A 26,265-nucleotide genomic window follows, 5' to 3' on the forward strand; every position below is an offset into this window, starting at 1 on the left:
GCCCATGCCCGCCGAGATGCCGGGACCTGCGGGAGAAGGCGGCACCACCGCGTGGGGCTCGCCGTCGAGTGACGGCGAGCCCCTTCGTCGTGTGCCCCTCGGGTCAGGTGCGAACCGGCGCCCGCCGGACCACCGGTGTCCTGGGCGCCGGCCGGGCTACCAGCGGTAGGGCGAGTACACGTCCATGCAGGGAGTGCTGTCCGACCCGTTGATGGCGTCGGCGTTGTCGGGGATGTCCCCGGCCTTCGGCGCCGCCTGCTTGGGATAGGCCGTCCCCGAACGCCAGTCGGCGCCCACGACGACGGTGACCCCCGAGGTGTCGCTGGTGCGTTCCACCGAACCCATCGGAATGCCCAGCGCCTTGGCGACGCGCTGGGCGTCACCCTCCAGGTCCGCGCTGGGGTAGCGGACGACCGTCCTGTCCATGTCGAGCAGTGCCGAGGAGTCCGCCACCGCCTGCGTGAACCCCTTGCCGGTGAGCTGCCTGGCGATCGTGCCGGCCCGCCCGGGCACCGCGGCCCGTGTGCCGCTCCGCGTGCCGTTGCGCACCTGCACGGCGATCTTGTCGTCGGGTGCCGCCGGATCCTTGGAGAGCTTCTCCCCGGTCGCCGGCTTCTTCGCGTCCGAGGCCGATCCGTTGGCGTCGAACGGCACGTCGTCGCGGATCATCGCCCACACCTTCTCGGCGTCGGCGCCGGCCGGCACCACGTGGTTGCGGTCCCGCGGGTCCTCGACGTTCGGCATCGTCGTCATGGTGATGCGGTTCGCCGGCACCGTCTTGAGCTGCATGCCCAGGTCGTACAGCTTCTTGACCGTGCCGATCTCCTCGGAGACCTTCAGGGACTTCGTGGCCGCCTCGGCCAGGTTCATCAGCCGGCCCGTGTCGGTGAAGACGTTCTGGTGCTGCAGCGTGCGGATCATCGAGTTCAGGTACATGTGCTGGGCGCGGGCCCGCAGGAGGTCACTGCCCCAGGCGTGGCGGGTGCGCAGCCACTGGAGTGCCTGCTCGCCCTCGACGTTCTTCGTGCCGGCCTTCATCTTCAGGCCGGAGCCCCCGCGGTCCCACACGTTCTGCTTCACGCAGACCTCGACGCCGCCGATGGCGTCCGCCATGCGCACCACGCCCGAGAAGTCGATCGTCATCCAGTGGTCGATGTAGACACCGGTGAGGTTCTGCCAGGTGGCCAGCGTGCAACCGGCGCCGCCACGGGCCAGCGACTCGTTGATGATGGTGTTGATCTTCGGATAGGTCTTGCCGGTCTCCGCGTCCTTGCACCGGGGGATGTCGACCCGGGTGTCACGGGGGATGCTCACCACCGCGGCGCTCTTGCGGTCGGCGGACAGGTGAATGAGCATCTGCACATCGCCCAGGGGCGGGTTGCCGCGGTTGTCCCTGCTGCCACCGAGCGCCACGTTCTCGTCGGAGTTACGGCTGTCGGAGCCGATCAGCAGGATGTTCAGCGGCGTCTGCCCGGCCGTGTTGGCCGCCGTCTTCTTCGCCTTCGAGTCGCCGCTGCTGCGCTCGCCCTTCTGGATGTTGCCGTTCAGGTGCTGGTAGTACAGGTATCCGGCACCGGCGGTCCCCGATATCACCACCGCGAGCACTATCGCGGACCAGCGAAGTACACGTCGTCTGCGACGAGGCCGGTCGGTTCCGCGGCCCTGTCGGCGACGCCCGTTTCCGCCGGGCCCTCCCGCTTCGGCCGACACGTCGCGATCCTGCGGCGCGAGGGACATCGTGTCCTCGACTGCGGAAGCCTTTCCCTGCTGCACCCTGCTCTGCCCCAACTTCGTGCCCCTCCCCACCCGTTACCCGACAGGCCGTGCTCGGCGCCAGGGCTTCGCCCGGTCGGCGCGAGCGCACCCTGTCGGTCCACCCTTTCCGACACTCGTTCGCAACCTGTCAGACCCTTCCAGGCCCGGACCGGGTTGGCTTCGCGTCGGTAAAATCACGGTCCGGCACCGCTGACCGTGTGCTGCCGGACCGAATCGTCCTCGGCGCAGCGGTGCCGGTTGTCAGACAGACCTGCGTCCCGAATGGTTGCGTTCCGAGCCGGACGGCGCGGCACGGACACCGGCGACCGGGAACCCGAAGGACCCGGCCGCCCGTGCCGTGCGACGTGCGGCAGACCCGCAGGTCACTCGTTTCGCCGAGTCAGCGGGCGCACTGGACCTTGTCCGCCGTGGACTTCTCCACGTCCGGCGTGGCCACGGTGGAGGAGTTCAGCTTCACCCCGGCGCCCTTGAAGTCCTTGCCGAGGACGAGGGTCATCGTCGGCTTTCCCTGGGCGTTGGTGACGCTCTTGCCCGGCTTCATCGCCGCTCCGGACAGGCCCATGATGTCCGCCAGCCGGCGTGCCTGGTCCGCCTGGTCGGGTGCGTACTCGAGCGTCGTCGTGCTCTGGACGGCCCCCGCGTTGCCGGCGTTCTCGGACTTGGTCACGTCCGCCTCGGTCTGCAGCCAGGTCAGCTGCTCCTGCGCACTGCCCCCGGGGGCACCGCCGTTGAGGATCCGCACACGCACGTCCGAGGCGGCGGACTTCGTGCCCTTGAGGCGGGCGGCGATGGCGGCCTTCTCCTTCGCCGCCTCCTTCTTCACCTCGGTGAAGGACGTGTCGCTCGTGATCATCTGGAAGACCTGGGGCGCACGCGTCTGGTCGACGACGACGGTCGCCTTGACCTTCTCGGCCGGGTTGTCGATCACGGGCACCGTCAGGAACGTGATGTTCTTCGGGGGGACCTTCTTCAGCTGCAGCGCCACGTCCTTCAGCGTGCTGACCTTGCCGATGCCCGTGTCGACGGTCAGCGCCTTCGTGGCGGCCTCGGCCAGACTCACCAGTTTCGTGGGGCTGGTGAGGGTGTCGCTGGAGGACATCTTGCGCATGAGGGAACTCAGGAACTGCTGCTGCACCTTGATGCGGTCGAGGTCGCCCTGGTTGCCGAAGCTGTGCCGGGTGCGCACGAACGCCAGCGCCTGCTCACCCTCGACCACCGACTCGCCGGCGGGGAGCTTCAGCTTCGACTCCTTGTCGTTGACGGAGTGCGCGAGGCACACCTCGACCCCGCCCACCGCCGTCGTCAGCGTCTTCACCGCGTTGAAGTCCGCCATCATGAAGTGGTCCACCGTGATGCCGGTGACCTCCTTGACGGTGCGCATGGTGCAGCCCGCGTCCCGGCCGTCCTGACCGAGGCTGGTGTTGAAGCGGACGTTGTGCGTACCCGGGATGTCCTTCTCACTGCCGTCGGGCTGCTTCGTCGGGCAGTTCGGGACGTCGACGATCAAGTCGCGCGGGATGCTCAGCGCGGTCGCGTTCGTACGGTCCTTGGAGACGTGCAGCAGGATGTTGGTGTCGGCGTGACCGACACTGCCCTTGTCGCCGTACCCCTCGTTGCCCTTGCCGGTGCGCTTGTCGGTGCCGATGATCAGGATGTTGAAGGCCTCGTCCTTGCTGAAGCCGCTCTTGCCCGCGCTGCCGACGTCCGTCGTGGTGACGTTGCCTTCGAGGTGCTTGAGGTACAGGTAGCCCGCCCCGGCGACGCCGATCAGGACGAACGCCATGGTGCCGCCGGTCCACACCAGGATCTTCTTCGCCTTCGACTTCTTCTTCACCGGACGCCGGCCGCGCCGGCTCGCCGGCTCCTCCGGCGGTGGTGCGCCACGGCGCCTTCTGGGGCCCGGGAGGTCCGCGTTCTGCGGCTGCTGGGGCGACGACGACTCCCGGTCGGACGCCGCCGTGCGGCCGCGCGCCCGGTCCGGGCCGCCGACCCGGTCCGCGGCGGATCCACGCGGTCGGGGGACGGTCGACTGCGCTCCGGAAGCGCCCAGTCGCAGTTCGTATTCACCGGTGTCCGGGTTGAGTACCCACTGGTCTGCGGGATCGATGTCGTCCGCCCGCCCACGGCCTTGCGCGTCCACGATTGTCCGAATCCTCCGTCGGGGCCACGCGGCGCCTTTACCCCCTCTAAGGCGCTCGGGTCTCGGTCACTCGGTGCGCGACCCCGGGAAGGGCCTGAGGCCCTCGCTGCCGGGTGCACCGGATCGCTCACACTATCCGCCCAGTTCAGCGTCGAGCCACGGCCGTGACAAATTCCACGCCCCTACAAGCGGGCAATCCGCCCCATTTCCTGGAACTCCAGTTCCCCGGGAGGGATCCCCTTGGCAAGCGCTTTACCCGCAGTCGTCCTCGGCGGCGGTGTTGCCGCGGAAGGTGGGAGCGGGCGGAGTGGGCGAAACCGTCCCGAAAGCCGTTCCGGTCGTCCACGCCGATCGATACGCAACGTGGTCGCCCGACCCCGGGAGGGGGGAGCCCGTGGGAATTTTCTGAGAAACCGAGATCGGTGTGTCGGTCCGCAGTCGGTCGAAGAGCTTCTCCGCCTCGGGCCGCACCAGTTGGTCACGGTTCGCGTCGTGGACATACGGCTCACGTGGAACAGTCAGAAACTGCACGTTTTCGGTAGGAATGTGCCGCAGGCCGCGCACCAGTGCGTACAGGCCGCGCAGACTCGCCAGATCCGGGTCGGTGGTGAGCGAGGACGTGGCCGCGTCCAGCAACGGATACAGCTTCACCGGGTTCAGCAGGACGTCATTGCTCTGCACCTTGTTGACGAGCGCCCCCAGGAACCGTTGCTGCCGTTCCATCCGTTCGGTGTCGCTGCCGTCCCCGAGCGACTTGCGGGCCCGCACGTACCCCAGCGCCTGCTCCCCGTTCAACGTGACCTTTCCGGCGGGCAGCCGCAGCTTGGCGGCCTTGTCGCTGATCGGCGCCTTCAGGCAGACCTGCACCCCGTCCACGGCGTCGACCATGTCCTTGAACCCGCTGAAGTCGACGACGACGTGATGGTCGATGCGCACTCCGGTCAGCCTCTCCACCGTCCGGATGGCGCAGGCCGAACCCCCGCTCTGGAAGGCGTAGTTGAACATGGCGAACGTCGGCTCCGCCCGCTTGCCGTCCCGCCGCAGGCACCCCGGCACGTCCACCATCAGGTCACGCGGCAGTGAGACGGCGGTCGCGCTGCGCCGCCCGGCGGCCAGATGCAGCAGGATCGTGGTGTCGGACCGCTCGGTCCCGGAGTCCCGCCCGTACTTCCCGTTCCCGTCCCCCGAACGCGAGTCGGACCCGATGACCAGGATGTTCTGCGCGTCCTTCACCAGCGAGGTCGGCCGTTCCTTCGCGTACCGCGCGAGCTCCGCCGCGGCCGCGTTGTCGGGCGTGATGTTGCCGTCGAGCTTCATGTAGACGGCCCAGCCGGCCACTCCGACCCCCAGTACGACCACGGCCCCCGCCCCCGCCCCGTACCGCGCCCACCGCCGCCGACGCCGCCGCGCGAGCCCCCGCCCGTCGGCGGACGCCCCCGTCCCCGGCCCGAGGGGCCCACGCCCACCACCGGAGTACGTCACGTCCGATCCACCCCTCCCGCACGAGCGCGCAGAGCTGCTCCTACGACGATGACCCGAAGTCCGGGGAGGGGGCGGCCGGAAGTGAGCCGAACGGGCGACGGCAGCGTCGGGTGAGGGTTCGCGCGGCGCACGGAGCCAGCCCGTCCGGCGTGTGGGGCCGAGGTCCCTTCGGTGCCGGCGGCGGGGTCCGGGGGCCTGCGGTCCCCGGCTGCGCCCGCCGCCGACGGCGTCGCCCCACGCCTACCGGGCCGTCGCGGACACCCGCTCCGCCTCGATCCGCCTCGCCACGACCTCCTCGTCGGCCTCCGCCAGGTTCCGGCAGAGCACCACCGACCCCCCGCTCGCCAGCGGCGCGTAGAGCCCGGCGCTGAGCCCCTCCCACGTGTCGTACGGCAGCCCCGACAGCAGCCGCGCCCCGGGTCCCGTCAGGCCCAGCCCCGACGCCTCCGCCCGCGCGCGTTCCACGATCTCCGCGCCGGTGTACTCCGCCCCGGCCACGATCAGCGCGGGCTCCTCGGGGTCCACGGGAGCGTAGGGCGCGAATCGGTCCCCGAAACTCGGGACGTTCACCGCGTAGTCGTCGTAGCCCTCGGGAGGTCCCGGCACGAACCGGCGTCCGAGCGGGGCGAGCGACAGCGCGTACCGCTCGCCCCGGCAAGCCAGCCCCGCCTCGAACCGGCCGGGCCCGGCGACGACGTGGTCGGCGCGTGCGGGGTCCCCCTCGATGTCCGCGACGACGCCGACCGAGGCGCACGCCAGCAGCCACACCGCCGTCTGCCAGTGCGCGGGCAACAGCAGTGCGACCCGGTCGCCGGGCTCGGCGGAGAGGCCGTCCTGAAGGAGGTTGGCGGTCTTGGCCACCCAGTTGGCGAACGTGGCCACGGACAATTCGACCCGCTCGCCCGTGGCGTCGTCGTAGAAGGTCACCAGGGGGCGTGCGGGATCGGCGGCGAGCGCGGAACGCAGCAGGTCGGCAGGGGTGCGATCGGTGGCAGTCACCCGCGCAAGCGTACGCGCCGAGCGTGCCGCGGCACCGGTCGCGGGGCCCGCCCGGGGCCACCGGTTCGGCGGAACGCATCCCGACGGTCCGTCAACTCCCCGATGGACAGAAATGTATGACTATGTCCAGGATCGGTGGCATGCGTGGATTGCTTGCTACCTCGATCGGTGTCACCTGTGCGGCGGCTCTCGCCCTCCCGCTGACGCCGCCCGCCAACGCGGCGACGGTGCGACCCGCGCCGACCGCGGAGGCGGCGCCCACCGGGACGACCAGGGCCACGAGCCCCGACACCGCGACCACGGGATCCGTTCCCGACCGCCCGGAGCTCCGCGAGCTCCCCGACCGTCCAGACCATCCCGAACTCCCGGGCAGCACCCAGTCGCTGCCCCTGGCTCCCCTCGGCCGCGACCGCGCCCTCGCCGGCGCGGTGGTGGAACAGGGCCTGCCCCGGCGGAACGTCCGCCACTTCTCCCTCCTCGGCGTCGTCTGGGACGACCCGGCCCTCGAACTGCACGGCCGCGTCCAGGTCCGCATCCGCCGGACCGGCGCCGACGCCTGGTCCGGCTGGCAGGACGTCGAGACCCACAACGCCGACCACGGCGCCGACCCCGGCACGGCCGAGAGCGCCTCCGGGCGGGTCCGCGGAGCCACCGCCCCGCTGTGGGTCGGCGACTCCGACGGCGTCGAGGTCCGCGTCCACCCGGACACCGAACGCCGTACGCGGAACATGGCCCGGGGCGCTCAGACCCTCACCACCACCGCACCGCTCCCCTCCGGCCTGCACCTGGAACTGGTGGACCCGGGGGCGGCGCCGCCCGCGCAGGCCCAGGCGGGCCCACCGCGCGGCCGCGCGCTGACCGCCGGCACCGGGCGGGCGCCCGCCCCCGAGCTCCCGCAGGCGTCACAGGCCCTGGACGAGTTCGACCCGGCCGACCCGTTCGACCCGTTCGGCCTGTTCGGGACGGCCGACACGGCCGACACGGCCGACGCGGCCGACGCGAACGACACGGACGACACGAAATCGGCGACCGGCCTGTCCGCCGAGGTGGCCGAGGCCTCCGCGGCCAACGCCTCCCTCGCGCCGCTCGGCGCCGAACAGATCCCGGCGCTGGACCGCGCGGACACCGAACGCGAACTGATCGACCTGCGCGGGGCCGAGCTGACCGCGGCCCAGCGGGCGAAGCCGTACATCGGCCCGCGCCCGAGCATCGTCACGCGCCGCGGCTGGGGCGCCGACGAGAAGCTGCGGGAGAGCGGCTTCCGCTACACGACGAAGGTGAAGGCGGCGTTCGTCCACCACACGGCCTCGGGCAACAGCTACTCGTGCTCACAGGCCCCGTCCGTGATCCGCGGTATCTACCGCTATCACGTCAGGAGCATGGGCTGGCGCGACATCGGCTACAACTTCCTGGTCGACAAGTGCGGAAGGATCTACGAGGGCCGCGCCGGGGGAGTGGCGGAGCCGGTCCTGGGCGCCCACACCCTCGGTTTCAACAGCAACAGCATGGGGATCGCCGTCCTCGGCACGTTCACGTCCGCCAAGCCGAACTCCGCCACGGTCAACGCCGTCGCCCGGCTGACGGCGTGGAAACTCGGTCTCTTCGGGGCGAACCCGAAGGGGAAGACATACCTGACGTCCGGGGGCGGCAACCTCTACGCGAAAGGCAGGAACGTACGGCTCAACGTGATCTCCGGCCATCGTGACGGGTTCGCCACGGAGTGCCCGGGCAAACAGCTCTACGGCAGGCTCGGCACGGCCCGCTCGACCTCGGCGGGCTACCAGGGCCGCTGACGCACCCAGGCGCTGACGCGCCGCGACGTCCTGGCCGACCGGTTTCGCAGCCGGTCGGCCTCGTCGTGGGCGAGCCTCGTCGTCCGCGGGGCGCGTCGTGCCGCCGTCCTCGTCGTGCCGCCGTCCTCGTCGTCCGCCGATCTCAGCGTCCCGCCGTCCGGGAACGGCCCGCCGCGACCGGGACGGAACGCCGACGGCCTGGAAGCCGCCACACGACGGTCTGCATACACTGGCCCGCCGAAAGACAGTTCGGCCGATCCCGGCAGGAAGCAGAGACGAAGGTGACAGAAGCGATCCTCCTGGTCGGCGGCAAGGGCACCCGGCTGCGCCCCCTCACGGTGCACACGCCCAAACCCATGGTCAGGGCGGCAGGGGTGCCGTTCCTCGCGCACCAACTGGCGCGGGCGAGAGCGGCCGGCGTGGACCACGTCGTCCTCGCGACGAGCTATCTGGCCGAGGTCTTCGAACCGTACTTCGGCGACGGCTCGGCGCTGGGCCTGCACCTCGAGTACGTGACCGAGGAGGAGCCCCTCGGCACGGGCGGCGCGATCCGCAACGTGGCGTCCCGTCTCACCTCCGCCCCGGAAGCCCCGGTGCTGGTCTTCAACGGCGACATCCTCACCGGACTGGACATCGGACGCCTGGTGACCACGCACGAGACGACGGGCGCGGACGTCTCCCTCCACCTGACCAGGGTGACGGACCCGCGCGCCTACGGTCTGGTGCCCACCGACGAGACGGGCAGGGTCCTCGCGTTCCTGGAGAAGCCGCAGACGCCCGAGGAGATCGTCACCGACCAGATCAACGCGGGAGCGTACGTCTTCCGCCGCTCGGTCATCGACACCATCCCGGCAGGCCGCCCGGTGTCCGTGGAGCGCGAGACCTTCCCCGGCCTGCTCGCGGCCGGCGCCCGTCTCCAGGGCATGGTCGACTCGACGTACTGGCTGGACCTGGGCACCCCGGCAGCCTTCGTCCGGGGCTCGGCGGACCTGGTTCTCGGCCGCGCCCCGTCCCCGGCGGTCCCCGGCCGCTGCGGCGACCGCCTCGTCCTGCCGACGGCACAGGTCGCGGCGGACGCGAAGCTGACCGGCGGCACGGTGGTGGGCGAGGGCGCGTTCGTGGCGGAGGGCGCGCGGATCTTCGGCTCGACGATCCTTCCCGGCGCGGTCATCGAACCCGGCGCGGTGATCACCGACTCCCTGGTCGGGACCCGGGCCCGGGTGGGCGAACGCTCCGTCCTCACCGGCGCGGTGATCGGCGACGGGGCGGTCGTCGGCGCCGACAACGAGTTCCGCGAGGGCGCGCGGGTGTGGTGCGAGGCGAGAATCCCGGCGGGCGCGGTGCGGTTCTCGTCCGACCGGTAGCGCTCAGCCCTGACAGGGGCAGCTCCCCGTGCCGGGCCGGCGTGACATTCCTCCCGGGCGCCCTCGCCCTTCTCGCCGACCCCCGCCCTTCCCGCCGCCCCGACCCCCCGCCCGCGCGGAGCGGGCCCGGCCGGGGGAGCGGGCCCCTCACAACGTCCCGATGTCCCACCGAGGCATCTTCGGGGCCCGCCGAGCCGGCGTCCGCCCGCTCAGCAGGATCAGCCGGGCCGCTCGGTGCCGCTGGCCCGCATACGGCTCCAGCAACTCCAGCATCACCGAGTCGTCGGCGTCGCGGTCCCCGGCCAGCGCCCACCCCACGATCCCCGGCAGATGCAGGTCCCCCACGGTCACCGCGTCCGCCGCGCCGTGACTGCGCTGTACGGTCTCCGCCGATGTCCACGGCCCGATCCCCGGCACCACCTCCAGCCGGGCCTGTGCCGCGGCCGGCTCCATCCGCAGCGACTCCTCCAGCCGCCCCGCCACCCGGACGGCCCGCAGGATCGTCGACGCCCGCTTGTCGTCGACGCCCGCCCGGTGCCACTCCCACGAGGGGATCAGCGCCCATGTCCGCGGCGCCGGCATCACCCACAGCCGTCCGTCGGCCGCGGGTCCGGGCGCCGGCTCGCCGAACTTGCGGACCAGCAGCCGCCACGCCCGATACGCCTCGTCCGTCGTGACCTTCTGTTCCAGGATCGACGGGATCAGCGACTCCAGCACCAGCCCGGTCCGTGTCAGCCGGAGCCCCGGCCGTCGGTGCCGGGCCGTCGCCACCACGCGGTGACGGGGCTCGAAGGCCTCCGGCGCGTCCGCCGCTCCGAGCAGCTCCGGCAACTGCTCCAGCAGCCACTCCGCCCCGGGCCCCCACGCCTCGGCGCGCACCGTCCCGTCGTGGGCGGCCACGCGCAACGTCCCCGGCCCGGCGGGGGTGAGGCTGGCCCGCCACACGGACCCGTCCGGCGTCGCCCGGAACGTCGGATCACCCGGCCCGCGGCGCAGCGGACCGAGCACCAGCCCGAGGTCGAGCGGCCCCTCGGGCGCCCAGTGCCGCACCCTCCCCGGAGCCGGAGCCGGAGCCGGAGCCGGAGCCGGAGCCGGAGCCGGAGCCGGAGCCGGAGCCGGAGCCTGCCGGGGCACCCCGGCGGGCACGCCTACATGACCGCCGCGCACGGTGGTGCGGGTGGGCCGGGGAGAGAAACGTCCTGCCACGAGTGAAGTCCCGGGTCGTGCGAGGAGGGGTCGGACGGTAGGTGGATGTCGGACGAGAGGTCGGGGTCGGGTCCGGGCCCAGGTAGGTCCAGGTCGGACGAGAGTAAGGGCCGGACGAGAGTAAGGGTCGGACGACGGTGCGGTCAGCGCACCTCGACGAAGTCGGCCACCTCCCGCTCCCCGCGCGCCCGCGGCTCCCCGGCCGCGTGTCCGACCGCCACCGCGCCCATCGGGTCCCAGTCCTGCGGCAGTTCGAGGACCTCGCGGACCACGTCCCGGCAGAACATCGTCGACGACACCCACGCGGACCCGAGGCGCTCGCCGGCCAGCGCGACCAGGAAGTTCTGCACGCCGGCGCCGGCCGCCACCACGAACATCTCCCGCTCGGCCGCGTCGCGCCGGGCGTCCCCGTAGGTGTGCGAGCCGTCCATCACCAGACAGGGGACGACGAGATACGGCGCGTGGCGCAGGACGTCGCCCCGCCGCACCCGTTTCGCGATGGACTCCTCGGACTTCCCGTCCCTGCGCAGATCGGCGATCCACGCGTCCCGCATGGCGTCCAGCAGCCGGGTCCTCGACGCCTGCGACTCGAGCAGCACGAACCGCCACGGCGTGGTGTGATGCGGGGCCGGCGCGGTGACGGCCGCGGCCACCGCCCGCCGGACCGCTCCCGGGTCGACCGGCTCGTCGGTGAAGGAGCGCACCGTGCGCCGCTGGGTCACGGCCAGCCGGACCGCCTCGGAGGTCCCGAGGCGGAACATGTCGTCGCGCGCGCCGCGCACCATGGCCCGGGCGCCCGCCGCGGCCTCGATGGACCCCGTCGCGTCGTCCTCGGTCACGACGACGTGTCCGAGTCCGCGCACCACGGCCACGGGGAGCCCGGCCGCCTTGCCCTTCACGAGATCCCCCGCGGCGGCCAGCTCGTCCGCCGTGGCCACGACCGTCGCGCTCAGCGGATTGCCGTGGGCGTCCGTGCCCCCGCGCAGGTCGTCCAGCACCCGTACGCCGGCGGCGCCGATCGCGACGTCCGTGAGCCCGGCCCGCCACGGACGCCCGAAGGTGTCGGTGACGAGGACGCCGACGTCGACACCGAGCGCGTCCCGCAGCCCGTCCCGCAGCGCCCGCGCGGACGCGTCGGGGTCCTCGGGCAGCAACAGCACCGTCCCGGCAGGGGTGTTGGAGGCGTCGACGCCTGCGGCGGCCATCACCAGGCCCTGTCGGTTCTCGACGATCCGCAGCGCTCCGCGCCGGGCCACGACCCGGACCGTCTCGGCGTCGATCGCGGCCTCCCGGTCGTCCGCCCGGACGATCCGGCCCTCCGCCTTGGACACGATCTTGGAGGTGACGAGCAGTACGTCCCCGTCGGCGAGCCGAGGCTCGGCGGAGGCGATCAGCTTGGCGAGGTCGTCGCCGGACCGCACTTCGGGCAGCCCGGCCACGGCCCAGACCCGGTAGCCGTTCCCGGTGGACCCGCTCATGCGGTCCGCACCTCCTCGGCCAGCCGCAACGCCTCCCGCGCCATCTGCGCGGTCGCCTCGAGGTCGGTCATCATCAAAGGGACGGCCCGGCAGCGGACCCCGGCCGCCTCCACCTTCCCGACGGCGCCCGCGTCCACCGTGTCGACGAGCCAGCCGTCGAGCAGCCCCGAGCCGTAGTGCTCGGCCACCGCCGCGGCCGTCGACTCGACGCCGACCGCGGCGAGCACCTTGTCGGCCATGCCGCGCACCGGCGCGTCGCCGACGATGGGGGACAGCCCCACCACCGGCACGCCGGCCTCGGCGATCGCCTCACGGATGCCGGGCACGGCGAGGATCGTGCCGACGGAGACGACCGGATTCGACGGCGGGAAGAGGACGACGTCCGCCTCGGCGATCGCCTCCAGCACCCCCGGCGCCGGCTTGGCCTGCTCGGCGCCGACCGGCACGACGGCCACCGCCGGCACCGACGCGCGCATCCGTACCCAGTACTCCTGGAAGTGCACGGCCCTGCGCTCGCCGTCGACCTCGACGGCGACATGTGTCTCGACCCGGTCGTCCGTCATGGGGATCAGCCGTACGCCCGGCTTCCACCGGTCGCACAGGGCCTCGGTGACCGCGCTCAGCGGATATCCGGCACCGATCATCTGCGTCCGCACGATGTGCGTGGCGAAATCGCGGTCGCCCAGCCCGAACCACCCCGGTCCGGCGCCGTACGCCGCGAGCTCCTCCTTCAGGTGGAAGGTCTCGTCCGACCGTCCCCAGCCCTGCTCCTCGTTGATGCCGCCACCGAGCGTGTACATCACCGTGTCGAGGTCCGGGCAGACCTTCAGCCCGAAGAGATGGATGTCGTCGCCGGTGTTGCCGATGACCGTGACGTCCGCGTCCGGCGCGGCCTGCTTCAGACCGCGCAGGAACCGGGCACCGCCGATGCCGCCTGCCAGAACCACAATGCGCATGAGGGCAAGTCTCGCAGGCGGCGCCGACGGCGCGACGCCCGGTTGTGGACGACGGGCGGCTTGTGGACATCCCGGTCACCCGCCCGAGCGTCCCCGCCTCCCGCCCCCTCCGGCCGACGCCCACCGCAGGACTTTCGACGGGCGTCCGACAGCACGCCCGCGACCGGCATGCCCGCGACCGGCACGCCGACGACGTCGGCGCGGCCGGGCTGCCCGCCGGGGCCCTCGCCTACGCGTCGGCGATGCCCGCGGCTCCCTGCGCGCCGAGGGGTGTGCAGGCCACGGCGGCCGCGTCGGCCGCACCGCTCCGCGACCCGGTGAGCATGGTCATCTCCGTGAGCCCCGGGAAGTACACGTGCAGACTGACCGCGGGCTCCAGCGCGTCGTTGACGACCTCGTGCGCGTACCCGGGCGCGAACACACGCTGCGCGCCGGCCGCGAGCACCCGCTTGCCACGCTCCGTGCGCTCGGTCAGCGCTCCGTCCAGGACCGTGAGCACTCCGGAGGAACGGCCGTGGTCGTGCAGTCCGCTGCCCTGGCCGGGCACCCAGGACAGCAGCCACACCTCGTAGCCGGGACCGGTGCGCAGCCGGTGGTACCAGCGGGTCGTCGCGTCGTAGCGGACCAGGTGCTCCCACTGGGAGCGGTCGCCCGCGAGGGAGCGGGCCAGGCCGACGAACTCGGCCACCGTGGCCGGATGCTCGCGCGGCGCCTGGAGGAGGTGCGGGACTTCGAGGATGTCGCCGGCGATCTGGAGGTCGCTGTCGCTGTTCATGGGGTGCGGTGTTCCTCGGAGGAAGAGGCGGAAAGAAGGGGGGTCGGCGGGATGCCGCGTACCGTCCGCCCGGATCACGGGGGGATCAGCGAGGCCCTGGTGCGGGCCGGAGGAAGACAACGGCCGAGTCGAGGTGGACTCGACGGGTACAGCCGGAGCGCGTTGGGCTCAACAGCTGGAACAGCGACAACAGCTACAGCGAGCGCGGGCAGCACCGTGGGACCCGGCGGAGCCGGTCGAGGTGAGTGCCAAGTTCGCGAGCATGCCCACTAGGACAGCGGCTCACACCTTCACTGTCAACTCGACACCCAGGATGTGGGACGTGGTTCACCTCATCAGGTTCATCTCCGAGGTGAAAGGTTTGTGCACGCGCCGACCGGGACACATGGCGCACATGCCGGGCGCGCAAGCCGTACGGCGATCCGTGATCGGGTTGTGATCCGCTTCGCTTCCGGGCGCGTGCCGCAACGAGATCGAACCTCTGGGCGTCCTTCCCCGTACAAGCACCGCGCGGGGCCGGCGGCCCTCCGGGGCTTCATCTGCCTGTCAAGGTTTATGGCGATTTGAACACTTAACGCATGGCCTTGGTTCCGCAGAGTGAATAAGGGGCCCAATAGCAGATCTCGGCTTGACTCGCCCGGAGCAGCACACTTGTAATTTCACTCGTGTCGTTCAGCCGGAATCGGTAACGGCCACGTCACGGGGACGCGAAAGACAGAGCGAGGGGCGCACATGACCGAGCTGGTGCAGCAACTGCTGGTCGACGTCGACGACGCGGACGAGGAACTCGGCTGGCAGGAGCGCGCGCTGTGCGCCCAGACCGATCCCGAGTCCTTCTTCCCCGAGAAGGGCGGCTCCACCCGCGAGGCCAAGAAGGTCTGCCTCGCCTGCGAGGTCCGCTCCGAATGTCTCGAGTACGCCCTCGCGAACGACGAGAGATTCGGCATCTGGGGCGGCCTGTCCGAGCGGGAGCGCCGCCGACTGAAAAAGGCCGCGGTCTGAGCGCCGCCCGCCGGGCACAGGGGCGGCGGCACGGCATGGCCGGCAGCGAGGCGCAGGGTCCGAACGGCCCGTCGCAGGTGGGTTGTCCACAGGCGGCGGGCCGTCGCCCTGCCCAGCCGATAGTGTGGGCGCTCGTCCGAGACACCCTGCCGTCCCCGCACGGCGCAGGCGTCCACCGCAGTCCAGCGAACCGGGGCCCGTACCTCGATGTCCGTGCACAGCCACACGGCAGCCCGCCAAGACGGCGCTGTCACACCTGAGTTCCCGCGTCATGTAGTGACCGCGGTGATCGTCTCCCACGACGGTGCCCGCTGGCTGCCCGACGCGCTCGCCGGGCTGCTCGGCCAGGAGCGCCCCGTCCAGTCCGTCATGGCCGCCGACACCGGCAGCTCGGACGACTCCGCGCGACTGGTCGCCGAGGCCCTCGGTGACGACCGCGTCCTGCACCTCGCCCGGCGCACCGGGTTCGGTCAGGCCGTCGAGGAGGCCCACCGCACGGCCCCCGTCCTCACCCCCGAGGAACTGCCCTACCTCAAGCGCCCCAGCGGCTGGGACCCGGTCACCCGCACCTGGCGCGACGACGCCTACGACCTGCCGGAACTCCCGCACGGAGAGCCCGTCCAGTGGCTCTGGCTGCTGCACGACGACAGCGCCCCCGAACCCGACGCGCTCGCCGAACTGCTGCGCGTCGTGGAGAACGAACTCGAACTCGGCCGTGACGACGTGGCCGTCGTCGGACCCAAACTCCGCGGCTGGTACGACCGCCGTCAGCTGCTCGAGGTCGGCGTCACCATCGCCCACTCAGGCCGCCGCTGGACCGGCCTGGACCGCCGCGAGCAGGACCAGGGCCAGCACGACCACGTCCGGTCCGTGCTGTCCGTGTCCACCGCCGGCATGCTGATCCGCCGCGACGTCTTCGAACAGCTCGGCGGCTTCGACCGCCGCCTCCCCCTCATGCGGGACGACGTCGACCTGTGCTGGCGAGCACAGGCCGCCGGCCACCGCGTCCTCATCGCCCCCGAGGCCGTCGTACGGCACGCCGAGGCCGCCTCCCGCGAACGCCGCACCGTCGACTGCGCGGGCCGCACCAGCGCCTCACCGCACAAGGTCGACAAGGCCGGCGCCGCCTACACCCTCCTCGTCAACAGCCGCACGGCCCTGCTGCCCTGGGTCCTGGTGCGCCTCGTCCTCGGCACCCTGCTGCGCACCGTCGCCTACCTCGTCGGCAAGGTCCCCGGACAGGCCGTCGACGAGATCCGCGGCCTGCTGGGCACCCTGCTGCGGCCCGAGCGGATCATCGCCGGACGCCGCGCGCGCGGCAGAGCGACCGTCGACAAGGACGAACTGCGCCCCCTGTTCCCGCCGCCCGGCGCAACCGTGCGGGCCACCATCGAACAGGTCGCAGGCGACCTCTTCGGCTCCTCCGACCCCGACGCCGTCTCCGGAGCGGGCCGGCACGGCGGCGCCGTCGAGTCGGGCCCCGGCGGCGACGACGCCGACTTCCTGGAGATCGAGCAGTTCGCCCGCCTCAAGCGCATCGCCCGCAAACCGGGCCCGGTGCTCTTCCTGGTCCTGCTCCTGGTCTCCCTCGTCGCCTGCCGCGACCTCCTCGGCGGCGGCGCGCTCGCCGGCGGCGCCCTGCTGCCCGCCCCGCCGGACGCCTCCGACCTGTGGGCGCGCTACACCGACGCCTGGCACGCGGTGGGCGCCGGCGGCACCGCGTCCGCCCCGCCCTACCTCGCGATCATCGCGACGCTGGCCACCCTGCTCCTCGGCTCGACCGGCCTCGCCCTCACCGTGCTGCTCGTCTGCTCGGTACCCCTGGCCGGCGTGGCCGCCTACTTCGCCTCCCGGCCGCTCGTCGAATCGCGTCTGCTGCGCGCGTGGGCGGCCGTCGTCTACGCCTTCCTGCCCGCCGCCACCGGCGCCCTCGCAGGCGGCCGCGTCGGCACCGCCGTCCTCGCCGTCCTGCTGCCGCTCATCGCCCGCGCCGGCGTCGCCGCCAGTGGCCTGGCACAGCGCTCCGGCGGCCGCGGCAGCTGGCGCGCCACCTGGGCGTACGCGCTGCTCCTGACGATCACCACCGCGTTCACGCCGATCGTCTGGCCCATCACCCTGGTCCTCGGTGTCGCGGTCCTCGCCCTGCGCCGCGGCGACATCACCGCCCACGGCCTGCGCTTCCTGGCCCAGCTCGGCACGCCCCTGCTGATCCTCGCGCCCTGGTCGCTGTCGTTGCTGCCGTTCGGCTTCTTCACCCAGGCCGGCCTCGACCACGGCCCGTCGGCCGCCACCGCCCTCGACCTGCTCGGCGCGAGCCCCGGCGGCCCCGGCACCGTCGAGGGCCTCATGCTCATCGGTATCGTGCTGGCCGCGCTGGCCGCCCTGCTCCGCTCCGAGCGCCACTTCGCCGTCTGGGCGGCCTGGGCGGTCGCCCTGGTGAGCCTCGTCTTCGCGGTCCTGTCCAACAACTCGACCTGGGCCGGCCCCGCCACCCTCGTCTACGGCATCGCCCTCCTCGCCGCCGCCGTCGTCGGCGCCGAGGGAGTACGCACGCGTGTCGCCGAACAGAGCTTCGGCTGGCGCCAGCCGGTCGCCGTCCTCATCGCCTTCGCCTCGGCCGCGGGTCCGCTGCTGGTCGCCGCCGGCTGGATGATCGGCGGAGCCGACGGCCCCCTGGAGCGCCGCGACCCCGTCCAGGTGCCCGCGTTCGTCGCCGAAGAGGCAGGCGGAAGCGATCAGGCCCGCACCCTCGTCCTCGACAGCGACTCCGCGGCACACGTCGGCTACATGCTGGTCCGCGGCTCCGGCGCGCGCCTCGGCGACGCCGAACTCGCCGCGGCCGACGGCGAGAACGCCCAGCTCGACAAGGTCGTCGCCAACCTCGTCGCCGGTTCCGGCGCCGACCAGAGCGACCAGCTCGGCAAGTTCGCCGTGGGCTACGTCCTCGTCCACAAGGGCGCGCCCCGCGAGGTCGCCCGCGTCCTGGACGCCACCCCCGGCCTGAAGAGGCTCAGCCAGCAGGACGGCAGCGCGCTGTGGCGGGTCAACCAGGAGGTCTCCCGCGCGGCCGTCGTCGCCGCGTCCGGCAAGGGCACGCCGGTCCCGGTCGCCGCAGGCCCCGTCGACATCCACACCACCCTCCCGGCCGGCTCCGGCGGTCGCGTCCTGCGTCTGGCCGACACGGCGGCCGACGGCTGGACGGCCACCCTCGACGGCAAGCCCCTCACCCCCACCACCGTCGACGGCTGGGCCCAGGGCTTCGAGCTGCCCGCCTCCGGGGGCACGCTCGACGTCACCTACGACGACCCGTTCGCCCACACCGCCTGGCTGTGGGCACAGGGCCTGCTCGCCGTCGTCCTCGTCGTCCTGGCCCTCCCGGGCCGCCGCCGCGACGTCGACGACGACCTCCCCGAGGAGGACCTCGTCCCCGCCCAGGCCGTCGAGGGCGAGGGCCGCCGCGCCCGCCGTCTGCGCGCGCAGGCCGAGGCCGAGGCCGAGGAGTCCGGCCAGGACGGCGAGTTCCCGGTTCCCGCCCAGGAGGAGCAGCCGCCGGCCGCGGTCCCCCGGCAGCAGTCCTACGGCGACTGGGGCGGGCAGGACCAGCCGACCTACGCGGGCGCCGAGTACGACGGCCACCAGGGCGGCCAGTACTCCGACGCCCAGCAGTACCCGGTGGGCGGCTACGACCAGCAGCAGTCCTACGACCCCTACCAGGCCGGCCAGTACGAGCCGTACGCCTACGACGGCCGGACCCAGGCCCAGCAGGCGCCGTACGACCCGAACCAGCCCCAGCAGGGCTACGACCCGTCGGCCTACGACCCCTCGGCCTACGATCCGTCGGCCTACGATCCGTCGGTCTACGGTCAGGGCGGCTACGACCCCGCCTACGACCCGGCCCAGCACCCCCACGGCACCGGCAACGAGCGCCCCGACGGGAGCCAGCAGTGAACCGCACCACCCTGTCCCTGATCGCCGGCACGGTCGCCCTCGCCGCCGTCACCGGGTTCGCCGCGCTCAACCAGCCGGACGCTCCCGGACAGGACACCGCCAGGGCGGCCGCCGAACTGCCCGTGGAGCGCACCAGCCTGCTCTGCCCCTCGCCCAGCAGCTCCGACCTCGCCGAGACGTCGTACACGTCCTTCACACCCGTCACCAAGGGGACCGCCGGCGGCGGCACGGCCGAACTCACGGCGGCGGCGGGGGATCCGGCGGTCCCGGCGGACACCGCGAGCGGCAAGGCAGGGGACAAGACGGGCGACAAGACGGGGGACAAGGCGAGCGGCAGGAAGAAGGCCGCGAAGCCCGTCGTCGCCCCCAAGGCGCCCGGCACCCCGGCCGTCGGCGTCACCACAGGCGGCGACGCCCCCGCGCTCCTGGGCACCGCCGAGGGGAAGTTCGCCCCCGGCTGGACGGTCCAGGAGACCACCTCGGTCGCCGCCGGCAGCGGCCGCGGCCTGCAGGGCCTCACCTGCAGCGCGCCCGACACCGAGTTCTGGTTCCCGGGCGCCGGCACGTCCGCGGACCGCACGGACTACGTCCACCTCACCAATCCGGACGACTCCGCAGCCGTCGTCGACATCGAGCTCTACGGCAAGGACGGCGCCCTGGCGAGCCCGGTGGGGGAGGACATCACCGTCCCCGCGCACTCCAGCGAGCCGATCCTGCTGTCCACGCTCACCCCCGAGAAGCAGGAGGACCTCACCGTCCACGTCAACGTGCGCAGCGGCCGCCTCGGGGCAGCCGTCCAGGCCCTGGACGCGAAGCTCGGCGGAGACTGGCTGGCCCCCTCCACCGAACCGGCCGCCACCCAGGTCGTCCCCGGCATCCCCAAGGACGCCACCGCCGTCCGCCTCATCGCCTACGCGCCCGGCGACGCGGACGCCGACCTCAGAGTCCAACTGGCCTCCGCCTCAGGCCTGATCACCCCGGCAGGGCACGAGACGCTGCACGTCAAGGCGGGCAAAACGACCTCCGTCGACCTCGGCGACGTCACGCGCGGGGAGGCCGGCTCCCTGATCCTGACCCCGACGGACCAGTCGACGCCCGTGGTCGCCGCCGTACGGGTCCTGCGCGGCAAGGGGGGCAAGCAGGAGTCGGCGTTCATCCCGGCAGCCGCCCCCGTCGGCGCGCGCGCCTCGGTGGCCGACAACACCGCCAAAGCCGCGTCCCTGTCCCTGACCGCCCCCAAGGGCGCGGCCAAGGTCAAGGTCACCGCGTCCGCGGGCAGCGGGGGCGGCACGTCCGTCTCCCAGACGTACACCGTCAAGGCGGGCACCACGCAGGAGGTCCGGCTCCCCCTCCCGGCCGGCCTCAAGGGCACGTTCGCGCTGACCGTCGAACCCCTCACGGCCACCCCGGTCTACGCCGCCCGCACCCTGACGGTCACTCAGGAGGGCGTCCCGGGCTTCACGATCCAGACCCTGCCGGACGATCGGGGAACGGTGGCGGTACCGCAGACCGACGAGGACGTCGCGGTGCTGCAGAGGTGACCCGAAAGGGTGGCTCCGTCCCTCGGCAGGGGGACGGTGGGCGTCGCGGCGCTCAGTCCTCGCCGTAGCGCGGATCCACCGTCTCGGGCGTCAGCCCCAGCAGCTCGGCGACCTGCTCCACGACGACCTCGTGCACCAGCGCGGCCCGTTCGTCGCGGCCCTTGGTGCGGATCTCGACCGGCCGCCGGTAGACGACGACCCGTGCCCGTCGCCCCTCACGCGCGGGGATCGTGCCGCCCAGCGGGACCGCCTCGTCGTTCCACGGTTCCGACGCCGCATCCAGGCGCGGCACCTCCAGGACCATGAAGTCGATGTCGGCGAGCTGCGGCCATCGGCGTTCCAGCCGGTCCACGGAGTCCTGCACGAGGTCCGCGAACACGTCGGCGCGACTGGCGGCCAACGGCACCTGGGGAGGTGCGACAGGCCCCCGCATCCCCCGCCCGTGGCGATCGCGACGACGGGGACCTGGGCCGGCGGCAGGGGGTGGTACGGGGCTCTCCATCACTACTGAAGCGTAGTCCCCGAGGTGTCCCGGCGCCCCGCCCCCCACGGCTCCCCGTCGGCGGGCCACCGCGGCCCCGCCGTCGGCCCACAGATGCCGCTTGTCGCAGGATGACCAATCCAGCCAAGGTTGGGCTCGAATCCGTATCTCTCCGAGACCGGTGAACTCATGACAATTGATGCTGTTTGTGCCGAGTGATGACCGCGAGCAGACAGGTTCCCGCCCTCAACGACTGGTGTTCACGCAGGTCAGCGGGGTATGACTGAACCGGCGCGTGGGGCGTTTCACAACCCGACACGGTGGAGTGACCTGGTGGAGAGTCGTCGCGGCCCGCTCAAGAGTGCGGTACCGTCCAACATCGTGAGCCCTGTACGTCGCTGTTCGCGCACCGCCTGCGGCCGACCCGCCGTCGCGACGCTGACGTACGTCTACGCCGACTCGACCGCGGTCCTCGGCCCGCTCGCCACCTACGCCGAGCCCCACTGCTACGACCTGTGCGCCGAGCACTCCGAGCGCCTCACCGCCCCGCGCGGCTGGGAGGTCGTCCGTCTCCTCGACAGCTCGGCCCCGGCCCGCCCCAGCGGAGACGACCTGGAAGCGCTTGCCAACGCGGTACGCGAGGCGGCCCGCCCGCAGGAGCGCGCGGCCGGAGCCGGCGGCGGCAGGCGCTCGGCGGACCCGATGGAGGTCGCACGCCGCGGCCACCTGCGGGTCCTGCGCTCGCCCGACAACTGAGCAGCCGCACCCGCCACCCCCTCACGCGCTGCCCCACCTCCTTGGGCGCGCGATCCCGGCACACCCTGTCGTGCGGTCGGCCGAAAGAGACCGGCAACCGCTTTCCGATCCGCCGGGCACCGGACCGGACATCACCCGGTCCCACCCGGCGGCCCGCCGCCGCACGCCGGAGCGGCCCGGGTAGTTTGTGGTGACCCACAGGACTTCAGGAAGGTTGGCCGTGGCTGCTGATCTGTCGCAGATCGTCAAGGCGTACGACGTACGCGGGCTGGTCCCGGACCAGTGGGACGAGTCCCTCGCCGAACTGTTCGGCGCGGCCTTCGCCCAGGTGACCGGAGCCCGGGCGATCGTCGTCGGCCACGACATGCGCCCTTCCTCGCCCGGCCTCACCGACGCCTTCTCCCGCGGCGCGGCAGCCCGCGGCGTGGACGTCACCCAGATCGGCCTGTGCTCCACGGACCAGCTGTACTACGCCTCGGGCGCACTGAACCTGCCCGGCGCGATGTTCACGGCCTCGCACAACCCGGCCCAGTACAACGGCATCAAGCTCTGCCGCGCGGGCGCGGCCCCGGTCGGCCAGGACACCGGCCTGACCGAGATCCGCGAACTCGTGGAGCGCTGGACGGACTCCGGCGCCGAAGCCGGTGCAGGGCGACCGGCACGTGACGCGGCACCGCGCCCCGGGACGACGCCCGCCCCGCACGCCGCCCCGCCGCAGGGAACGATCACCCGGGCCGACACGTTGAACGACTACGCGGCACACCTGCGCGCACTCGTCGACCTGACCGGAATCCGCCCCCTCACGGTCGTGGTCGACGCGGGCAACGGCATGGGCGGCCACACCGTCCCCACCGTCTTCGAGGGCCTGCCCCTGACCCTCGTCCCCCTGTACTTCGAGCTGGACGGCACCTTCCCCAACCACGAGGCCAACCCCCTGGACCCGGCGAACCTCGTGGACCTCCAGAAGCGGGTCCGTGAAGTGGGGGCCGACCTCGGCCTCGCCTTCGACGGCGACGCCGACCGCTGCTTCGTCGTCGACGAGCGAGGCGAACCGGTCTCCCCGTCCGCGATCACGGCACTGGTGGCCGTACGCGAACTCGCGCGCAACGGCGGCAGGGGCACCGTCATCCACAACCTGATCACCTCCTGGTCCGTCCCGGAGGCGGTGAAGGAGAACGGCGGCACCCCCGTCCGCACCCGCGTCGGCCACTCCTTCATCAAGGCCGAGATGGCACGCTCCGGCGCGATCTTCGGCGGCGAGCACTCCGCGCACTACTACTTCAAGGACTTCTGGAACGCCGACACCGGCATGCTGGCCGCCCTGCACGTCCTCGCGGCCCTCGGCGGCCAGCAGGGCCCGCTCTCCTCCCTCGTCGCGGAGTACGACCGCTACAGCGGCTCCGGGGAGATCAACTCGACGGTCGCCGACCAGGCCGGCCGCATCGCCGCGATCAAGGCGGCGTACGGCCCCCGCGAGGACGTCACCCTGGACGAGCTGGACGGCCTGACTGTCTCCTCCGCCGACTGGTGGTTCAACGTCCGCCCCTCCAACACCGAACCCCTCCTCCGCCTCAACGCCGAGGCCCGCGACGAACAGACGATGACCAGGATCCGGGACGAGGCCCTGCGCATCATCCGCGCCTGAGACCGGTCCTGTTCGGTCCGCGCCGCCCGCCCCACCAGCACCTCCCCGGCCCACCCCGCGCGCCGCGCCGGACCCCCGCGGCCCCACCCTCACCAGCGGTACGCTGACCAGGCACGTCCGCACCCCGGGCCACACCCGCCCGCCACCTCGAAAGGACACCCCATGCCGCTCGAAGCCGGCCTCCTGGAGATCCTCGCCTGCCCCGCCTGCCACGCCCCCCTCAAGGAGCAGGACACCGAGCTGATCTGCACGGCGCAGGACTGCGGCCTGGCCTACCCCGTGCGTGACGACATCCCCGTCCTCCTGGTCGACGAGGCCCGCCACCCCGCATAACGCGCCCGGCGACCCGCGCCCCCGGGCGCACCGCGTCCGCCGCACCCGCACCCCGGGCCCCGAAACCGATGACGCCCCAGGCGATCGGAGACTGCCGCCATGCTCGACGACTCGCTGCTCGACACTCCGGAAGCCCTCACCGAGGCCGACCGCAGAGCCCTCATGCGCGGCGCCGCCGAAGCCGGCGCCCGCGTCCGCACCGCCGTCCGGCACACGACCGAGGCCGGCGTGGACGACCTGGTACCGGACGGCCGCCCCCGCGCCATCCTCATCGCAGGACCCGGCGCCGCCGCGGTCTGCGTGGCCGACCTCCTCGGCACCCTCGCCGGCGCCGCGTGCCCCGTCATCCGGCTGGCGCCCACCGGCGTCGCCCCCGCCGCCGGTGCCCTGCGCTGGGAACTCCCCGGCTGGGCCGGCTCCGTGGACCTCCTCCTCATCGCCACCCCCGACGGCAGCGAACCCGGCCTCTCCCTCCTCACCGAACAGGCCTACCGCCGAGGCTGCACCGTCGCCGCGGTGGCCCCCGCCCAGTCGCCGCTCAGCGAAGCGGCCGTCGCCGCGCACAGCCTGTTCATCCCCCTGGCGACCGCCCCGTACGAACAGGAGGAGCAGCCCCCCGCGGCCGCCTCCGCGCCCGGCGTCCTGTGGGCCCTGCTCACCCCGCTCCTCGCCCTCCTCGACCGCATCGCCCTGATCTCCGCCCCGCCCGAGGAGCTCGAGAAGGTCGCCGACCGGCTCGACCAGGTCGCCGAACGCTGCGGGCCCGCCGTCGCCACCTACAGCAACCCGGCGAAGACCCTGGCCGCCGAACTCGCCGACGCGCTCCCCGTCATCTGGACCGAAGGGACCTCGGCCGGCCCCGCGGGCCGCCGCTTCGCCGCCGCCCTCGCCGAACTCGCCGGCCGCCCCGCCCTCGTCGCCGAACTCCCCGAGGCCCTCGCCGAGCACAACGCGCTGCTGGCCGGCCCGCTCGCCGCGAGCGCCGACCCGGACGACTTCTTCCGTGACCGCGTCGAGGAGCCGCCCGCCCTGCACGCGCGCGTAGTGCTGCTGCGAGACCGCCCCATCGGCGGCCTGACCGCCGCCCCGACCGCCCGCGAACTGGCCCTCAGCCACGACACGCCGATCAGCGAACTCGAACCCGAGGAAGGCGGCGAACTCGCCACCCTCGCCGAACTCATCGCCACCACGGACTTCGCCGCCGTCTACCTGGCACTCGCCACAGGAGCCTGACGAGACGGCGCCGGGCCTGACGCGAAACAGCCGCCCACGACCGGCCACCCCCGCCCGACGCCGTCACGCCCTCCGCACGACCCACGGCCACGACCGACCGACAACCCACCGACGACGGACGGGCAGGCAGAGAGAGACCGCATGGACCGCCTCGACAACACCGTCCGCCCCTACGCCTGGGGTTCCCCCACCGCGATCCCGCAGCTGCTCGGCGTCGAGCCCACCGGTGAACCGCAGGCCGAGATGTGGATGGGCGCCCACCCCGGCGCACCCTCCCGCACCGACCGCGGCACCCTCCTCGACGTGATCGACGCCGACCCGCGGCGCGAACTCGGCGAACGGACCGTCGCCAGGTTCGGGCCCCGCCTCCCCTTCCTCCTCAAACTCCTCGCCGCCGGCGCCCCCCTCTCCCTCCAGGTCCACCCCGACCTGACCCAGGCCAAGGAGGGCTACGAGGACGAGGAACGCCGGGGCGTCCCCGCCGACGCCCCGCACCGCAACTACAAGGACGCCAACCACAAGCCCGAACTCATCTGCGCCCTCACCGAGTTCGACGGCCTGTGCGGCTTCCGCACCCCGGCACACGCCGCCGACCTCCTCGACGGCCTCGGCGTCGACTCCCTCAAGCCGTACGTCGACCTCCTGCACGCACAGCCCGAGGAAGCCGCCCTGCGCGAGGTGCTGACGGCGGTTCTCACCGCCGACCCCGACGAGATGGCGCACACCGTCGCCGCCGCCACCACCGCCTGCGACCGCCTCGGCGGCGCGTACACCCCCTACGCGGGCATCGCCCACCACTACCCCGGCGACCCGGGCGTCATCGCCGCCATGCTCCTCAACCACGTCCGGCTCCAGCCCGGCGAGGCCCTGTACCTCGGCGCCGGCATCCCGCACGCCTACCTCAACGGCCTCGGCGTCGAGATCATGGCCAATTCCGACAACGTCCTGCGCTGCGGACTCACCCCCAAACACGTCGACGTCCCCGAACTCCTGCGCATCGTCCGCTTCGAGCCCGGCGACCCCGGCGTCCTGCGCCCCGAGGCCGCCCCGGACGGCGAAGAGGTCTACGACACCCCCACCGACGAGTTCCGGCTCTCCCGCTACGTCCTCGCCGCCGCCGGCCCCGCCCACGACCTCACCCTCCCCACCCCGCAGATCCTGCTGTGCACCGCAGGAGCCGTCCGCGCGGGCGAACACGCGCTGACACCCGGCACGTCTGTCTTCGTCCCCGCGGGGCACCAGGCCGAAGTGAGCGGGGCGGGTACGGTCTTCCGGGCCACGGTCGTCGCCTGACCCCGGTCACGACGACCGAATGCAGCGCTGTCGGACGGGGCTGCAACAATGGCCCCCCGGCAAA

Annotated in this window: 19 protein-coding genes; 10 read left to right on the plus strand and 9 right to left on the minus strand. The window is 72.9% G+C overall.

Translation table 11 applies throughout. The features are described from left to right. Positions 1 to 156: 156 nt before the first annotated feature. The 4 genes from C6376_RS13450 to C6376_RS13465 form a co-directional block, all read right to left on the minus strand. A complete protein-coding gene (locus tag C6376_RS13450) occupies positions 157 to 1,737 on the minus strand; it encodes an LCP family protein (RefSeq protein ID WP_107443636.1) in 1,581 nt (526 codons plus the stop codon). A gap of 418 nt (positions 1,738 to 2,155) precedes the next feature. After that, positions 2,156 to 3,916: an LCP family protein gene (locus C6376_RS13455; RefSeq protein WP_107443637.1), complete on the minus strand. Its 1,761-nt coding sequence runs from the start codon at positions 3,914 to 3,916 to the stop codon at positions 2,156 to 2,158. Positions 3,917 to 4,168: 252 nt separating this feature from the next. After that, entirely contained in the window at positions 4,169 to 5,398 is a 1,230-nt protein-coding gene (locus C6376_RS13460) for an LCP family protein (protein ID WP_107443638.1), read from the minus strand. Positions 5,399 to 5,638: 240 nt separating this feature from the next. Then, the gene (locus C6376_RS13465) at positions 5,639 to 6,397 is read right to left on the minus strand and encodes a TIGR03089 family protein (RefSeq protein ID WP_107443639.1); all 759 of its coding nucleotides are present in this window, start codon (positions 6,395 to 6,397) and stop codon (positions 5,639 to 5,641) included. A 140-nt stretch (positions 6,398 to 6,537) separates the two neighbouring features. Between C6376_RS13465 and C6376_RS13470 the strand changes: the two genes are divergently transcribed. Continuing rightward, positions 6,538 to 8,190 (plus strand): peptidoglycan recognition protein, encoded by a 1,653-nt coding sequence (locus C6376_RS13470; RefSeq protein ID WP_107443640.1) that lies wholly within the window; start codon positions 6,538 to 6,540, stop codon positions 8,188 to 8,190. A 281-nt stretch (positions 8,191 to 8,471) separates the two neighbouring features. Continuing rightward, on the plus strand, positions 8,472 to 9,554 hold the full coding sequence (locus tag C6376_RS13475) for a sugar phosphate nucleotidyltransferase (protein ID WP_107443641.1): 1,083 nt from the start codon (positions 8,472 to 8,474) through the stop codon (positions 9,552 to 9,554). 147 nt (positions 9,555 to 9,701) lie between these two features. Here C6376_RS13475 and C6376_RS13480 read toward each other — a convergent pair whose 3' ends face one another. From C6376_RS13480 to C6376_RS13495, 4 genes are all read right to left on the minus strand, one after another. Further along, positions 9,702 to 10,760 (minus strand): DNA-3-methyladenine glycosylase, encoded by a 1,059-nt coding sequence (locus C6376_RS13480; protein ID WP_107443642.1) that lies wholly within the window; start codon positions 10,758 to 10,760, stop codon positions 9,702 to 9,704. Between the two features lie 143 nt (positions 10,761 to 10,903). After that, positions 10,904 to 12,238, minus strand: a complete 1,335-nt coding sequence (locus C6376_RS13485; protein ID WP_107443643.1) for a coenzyme F420-0:L-glutamate ligase — start codon at positions 12,236 to 12,238, stop codon at positions 10,904 to 10,906. Beyond that, positions 12,235 to 13,194, minus strand: a complete 960-nt coding sequence (cofD, locus tag C6376_RS13490; protein WP_107443644.1) for a 2-phospho-L-lactate transferase — start codon at positions 13,192 to 13,194, stop codon at positions 12,235 to 12,237. The genes C6376_RS13485 and cofD overlap by 4 nt, the downstream gene beginning before the upstream one ends. A gap of 229 nt (positions 13,195 to 13,423) precedes the next feature. Next, positions 13,424 to 13,969: a cysteine dioxygenase family protein gene (locus C6376_RS13495; RefSeq protein ID WP_107443645.1), complete on the minus strand. Its 546-nt coding sequence runs from the start codon at positions 13,967 to 13,969 to the stop codon at positions 13,424 to 13,426. 732 nt (positions 13,970 to 14,701) lie between these two features. Here C6376_RS13495 and C6376_RS13505 point away from each other — a divergent pair. The 3 genes from C6376_RS13505 (at position 14,702) to C6376_RS13515 (ending at position 20,460) form a co-directional block, all read left to right on the plus strand. After that, positions 14,702 to 14,971: a WhiB family transcriptional regulator gene (locus C6376_RS13505; protein WP_020128551.1), complete on the plus strand. Its 270-nt coding sequence runs from the start codon at positions 14,702 to 14,704 to the stop codon at positions 14,969 to 14,971. Positions 14,972 to 15,178: 207 nt separating this feature from the next. Continuing rightward, a complete protein-coding gene (locus C6376_RS13510) occupies positions 15,179 to 18,919 on the plus strand; it encodes a glycosyltransferase (protein ID WP_107443647.1) in 3,741 nt (1,246 codons plus the stop codon). After that, positions 18,916 to 20,460: a DUF5719 family protein gene (locus tag C6376_RS13515; protein ID WP_107443648.1), complete on the plus strand. Its 1,545-nt coding sequence runs from the start codon at positions 18,916 to 18,918 to the stop codon at positions 20,458 to 20,460. Before C6376_RS13510 ends, C6376_RS13515 begins: the two co-directional genes overlap by 4 nt. A 52-nt stretch (positions 20,461 to 20,512) precedes the next feature. Here the strand turns inward: C6376_RS13515 and C6376_RS13520 are convergent, their stop codons facing one another. Then, positions 20,513 to 20,962 carry a metallopeptidase family protein gene (locus tag C6376_RS13520; protein ID WP_107443649.1) on the minus strand — a complete coding sequence of 150 codons (450 nt, stop codon included), beginning with the start codon at positions 20,960 to 20,962 and terminating at the stop codon, positions 20,513 to 20,515. Positions 20,963 to 21,274: 312 nt separating this feature from the next. On the opposite strand from C6376_RS13520, the gene C6376_RS13525 reads away from it, so the two are divergent. The 5 genes from C6376_RS13525 to manA all read left to right on the plus strand — a co-directional run bounded on the left by C6376_RS13525 (position 21,275) and on the right by manA (position 26,201). Next, a complete protein-coding gene (locus tag C6376_RS13525; protein WP_107443650.1) occupies positions 21,275 to 21,697 on the plus strand; it encodes a DUF3499 domain-containing protein in 423 nt (140 codons plus the stop codon). Positions 21,698 to 21,917: 220 nt separating this feature from the next. Then, a complete protein-coding gene (locus tag C6376_RS13530; RefSeq protein ID WP_107443651.1) occupies positions 21,918 to 23,342 on the plus strand; it encodes a phosphomannomutase/phosphoglucomutase in 1,425 nt (474 codons plus the stop codon). 162 nt (positions 23,343 to 23,504) lie between these two features. Continuing rightward, a complete protein-coding gene (locus C6376_RS13535; RefSeq protein ID WP_107443652.1) occupies positions 23,505 to 23,675 on the plus strand; it encodes a Trm112 family protein in 171 nt (56 codons plus the stop codon). 99 nt (positions 23,676 to 23,774) lie between these two features. Beyond that, complete coding sequence (locus C6376_RS13540; RefSeq protein ID WP_107443653.1) at positions 23,775 to 24,908, plus strand: SIS domain-containing protein; 1,134 nt, start codon at positions 23,775 to 23,777, stop codon at positions 24,906 to 24,908. A 141-nt stretch (positions 24,909 to 25,049) separates the two neighbouring features. Continuing rightward, the gene (gene manA, locus C6376_RS13545; protein WP_107443654.1) at positions 25,050 to 26,201 is read left to right on the plus strand and encodes a mannose-6-phosphate isomerase, class I; all 1,152 of its coding nucleotides are present in this window, start codon (positions 25,050 to 25,052) and stop codon (positions 26,199 to 26,201) included. Positions 26,202 to 26,265: the final 64 nt, after the last annotated feature.

Source organism: Streptomyces sp. P3 (genome assembly GCF_003032475.1).
Lineage (GTDB): Bacteria > Actinomycetota > Actinomycetes > Streptomycetales > Streptomycetaceae > Streptomyces.

Excerpts from the sequence above, each read along its gene's own strand:
- C6376_RS13535 (WP_107443652.1), top strand. The coding sequence starts at position 23,505 with ATGCCGCTCGAAGCCGGCCTCCTGGAGATCCTCGCCTGCCCCGCCTGC.
- C6376_RS13510 (WP_107443647.1), top strand. The coding sequence starts at position 15,179 with ATGTCCGTGCACAGCCACACGGCAGCCCGCCAAGACGGCGCTGTCACA.
- cofD (WP_107443644.1), bottom strand. The coding sequence starts at position 13,194 with ATGCGCATTGTGGTTCTGGCAGGCGGCATCGGCGGTGCCCGGTTCCTG.
- C6376_RS13470 (WP_107443640.1), top strand. The coding sequence starts at position 6,538 with ATGCGTGGATTGCTTGCTACCTCGATCGGTGTCACCTGTGCGGCGGCT.
- manA (WP_107443654.1), top strand. The coding sequence starts at position 25,050 with ATGGACCGCCTCGACAACACCGTCCGCCCCTACGCCTGGGGTTCCCCC.
- C6376_RS13450 (WP_107443636.1), bottom strand. The coding sequence starts at position 1,737 with ATGTCCCTCGCGCCGCAGGATCGCGACGTGTCGGCCGAAGCGGGAGGG.
- C6376_RS13485 (WP_107443643.1), bottom strand. The coding sequence starts at position 12,238 with ATGAGCGGGTCCACCGGGAACGGCTACCGGGTCTGGGCCGTGGCCGGG.
- C6376_RS13505 (WP_020128551.1), top strand. The coding sequence starts at position 14,702 with ATGACCGAGCTGGTGCAGCAACTGCTGGTCGACGTCGACGACGCGGAC.
- C6376_RS13520 (WP_107443649.1), bottom strand. The coding sequence starts at position 20,962 with ATGGAGAGCCCCGTACCACCCCCTGCCGCCGGCCCAGGTCCCCGTCGT.
- C6376_RS13495 (WP_107443645.1), bottom strand. The coding sequence starts at position 13,969 with ATGAACAGCGACAGCGACCTCCAGATCGCCGGCGACATCCTCGAAGTC.
- C6376_RS13540 (WP_107443653.1), top strand. The coding sequence starts at position 23,775 with ATGCTCGACGACTCGCTGCTCGACACTCCGGAAGCCCTCACCGAGGCC.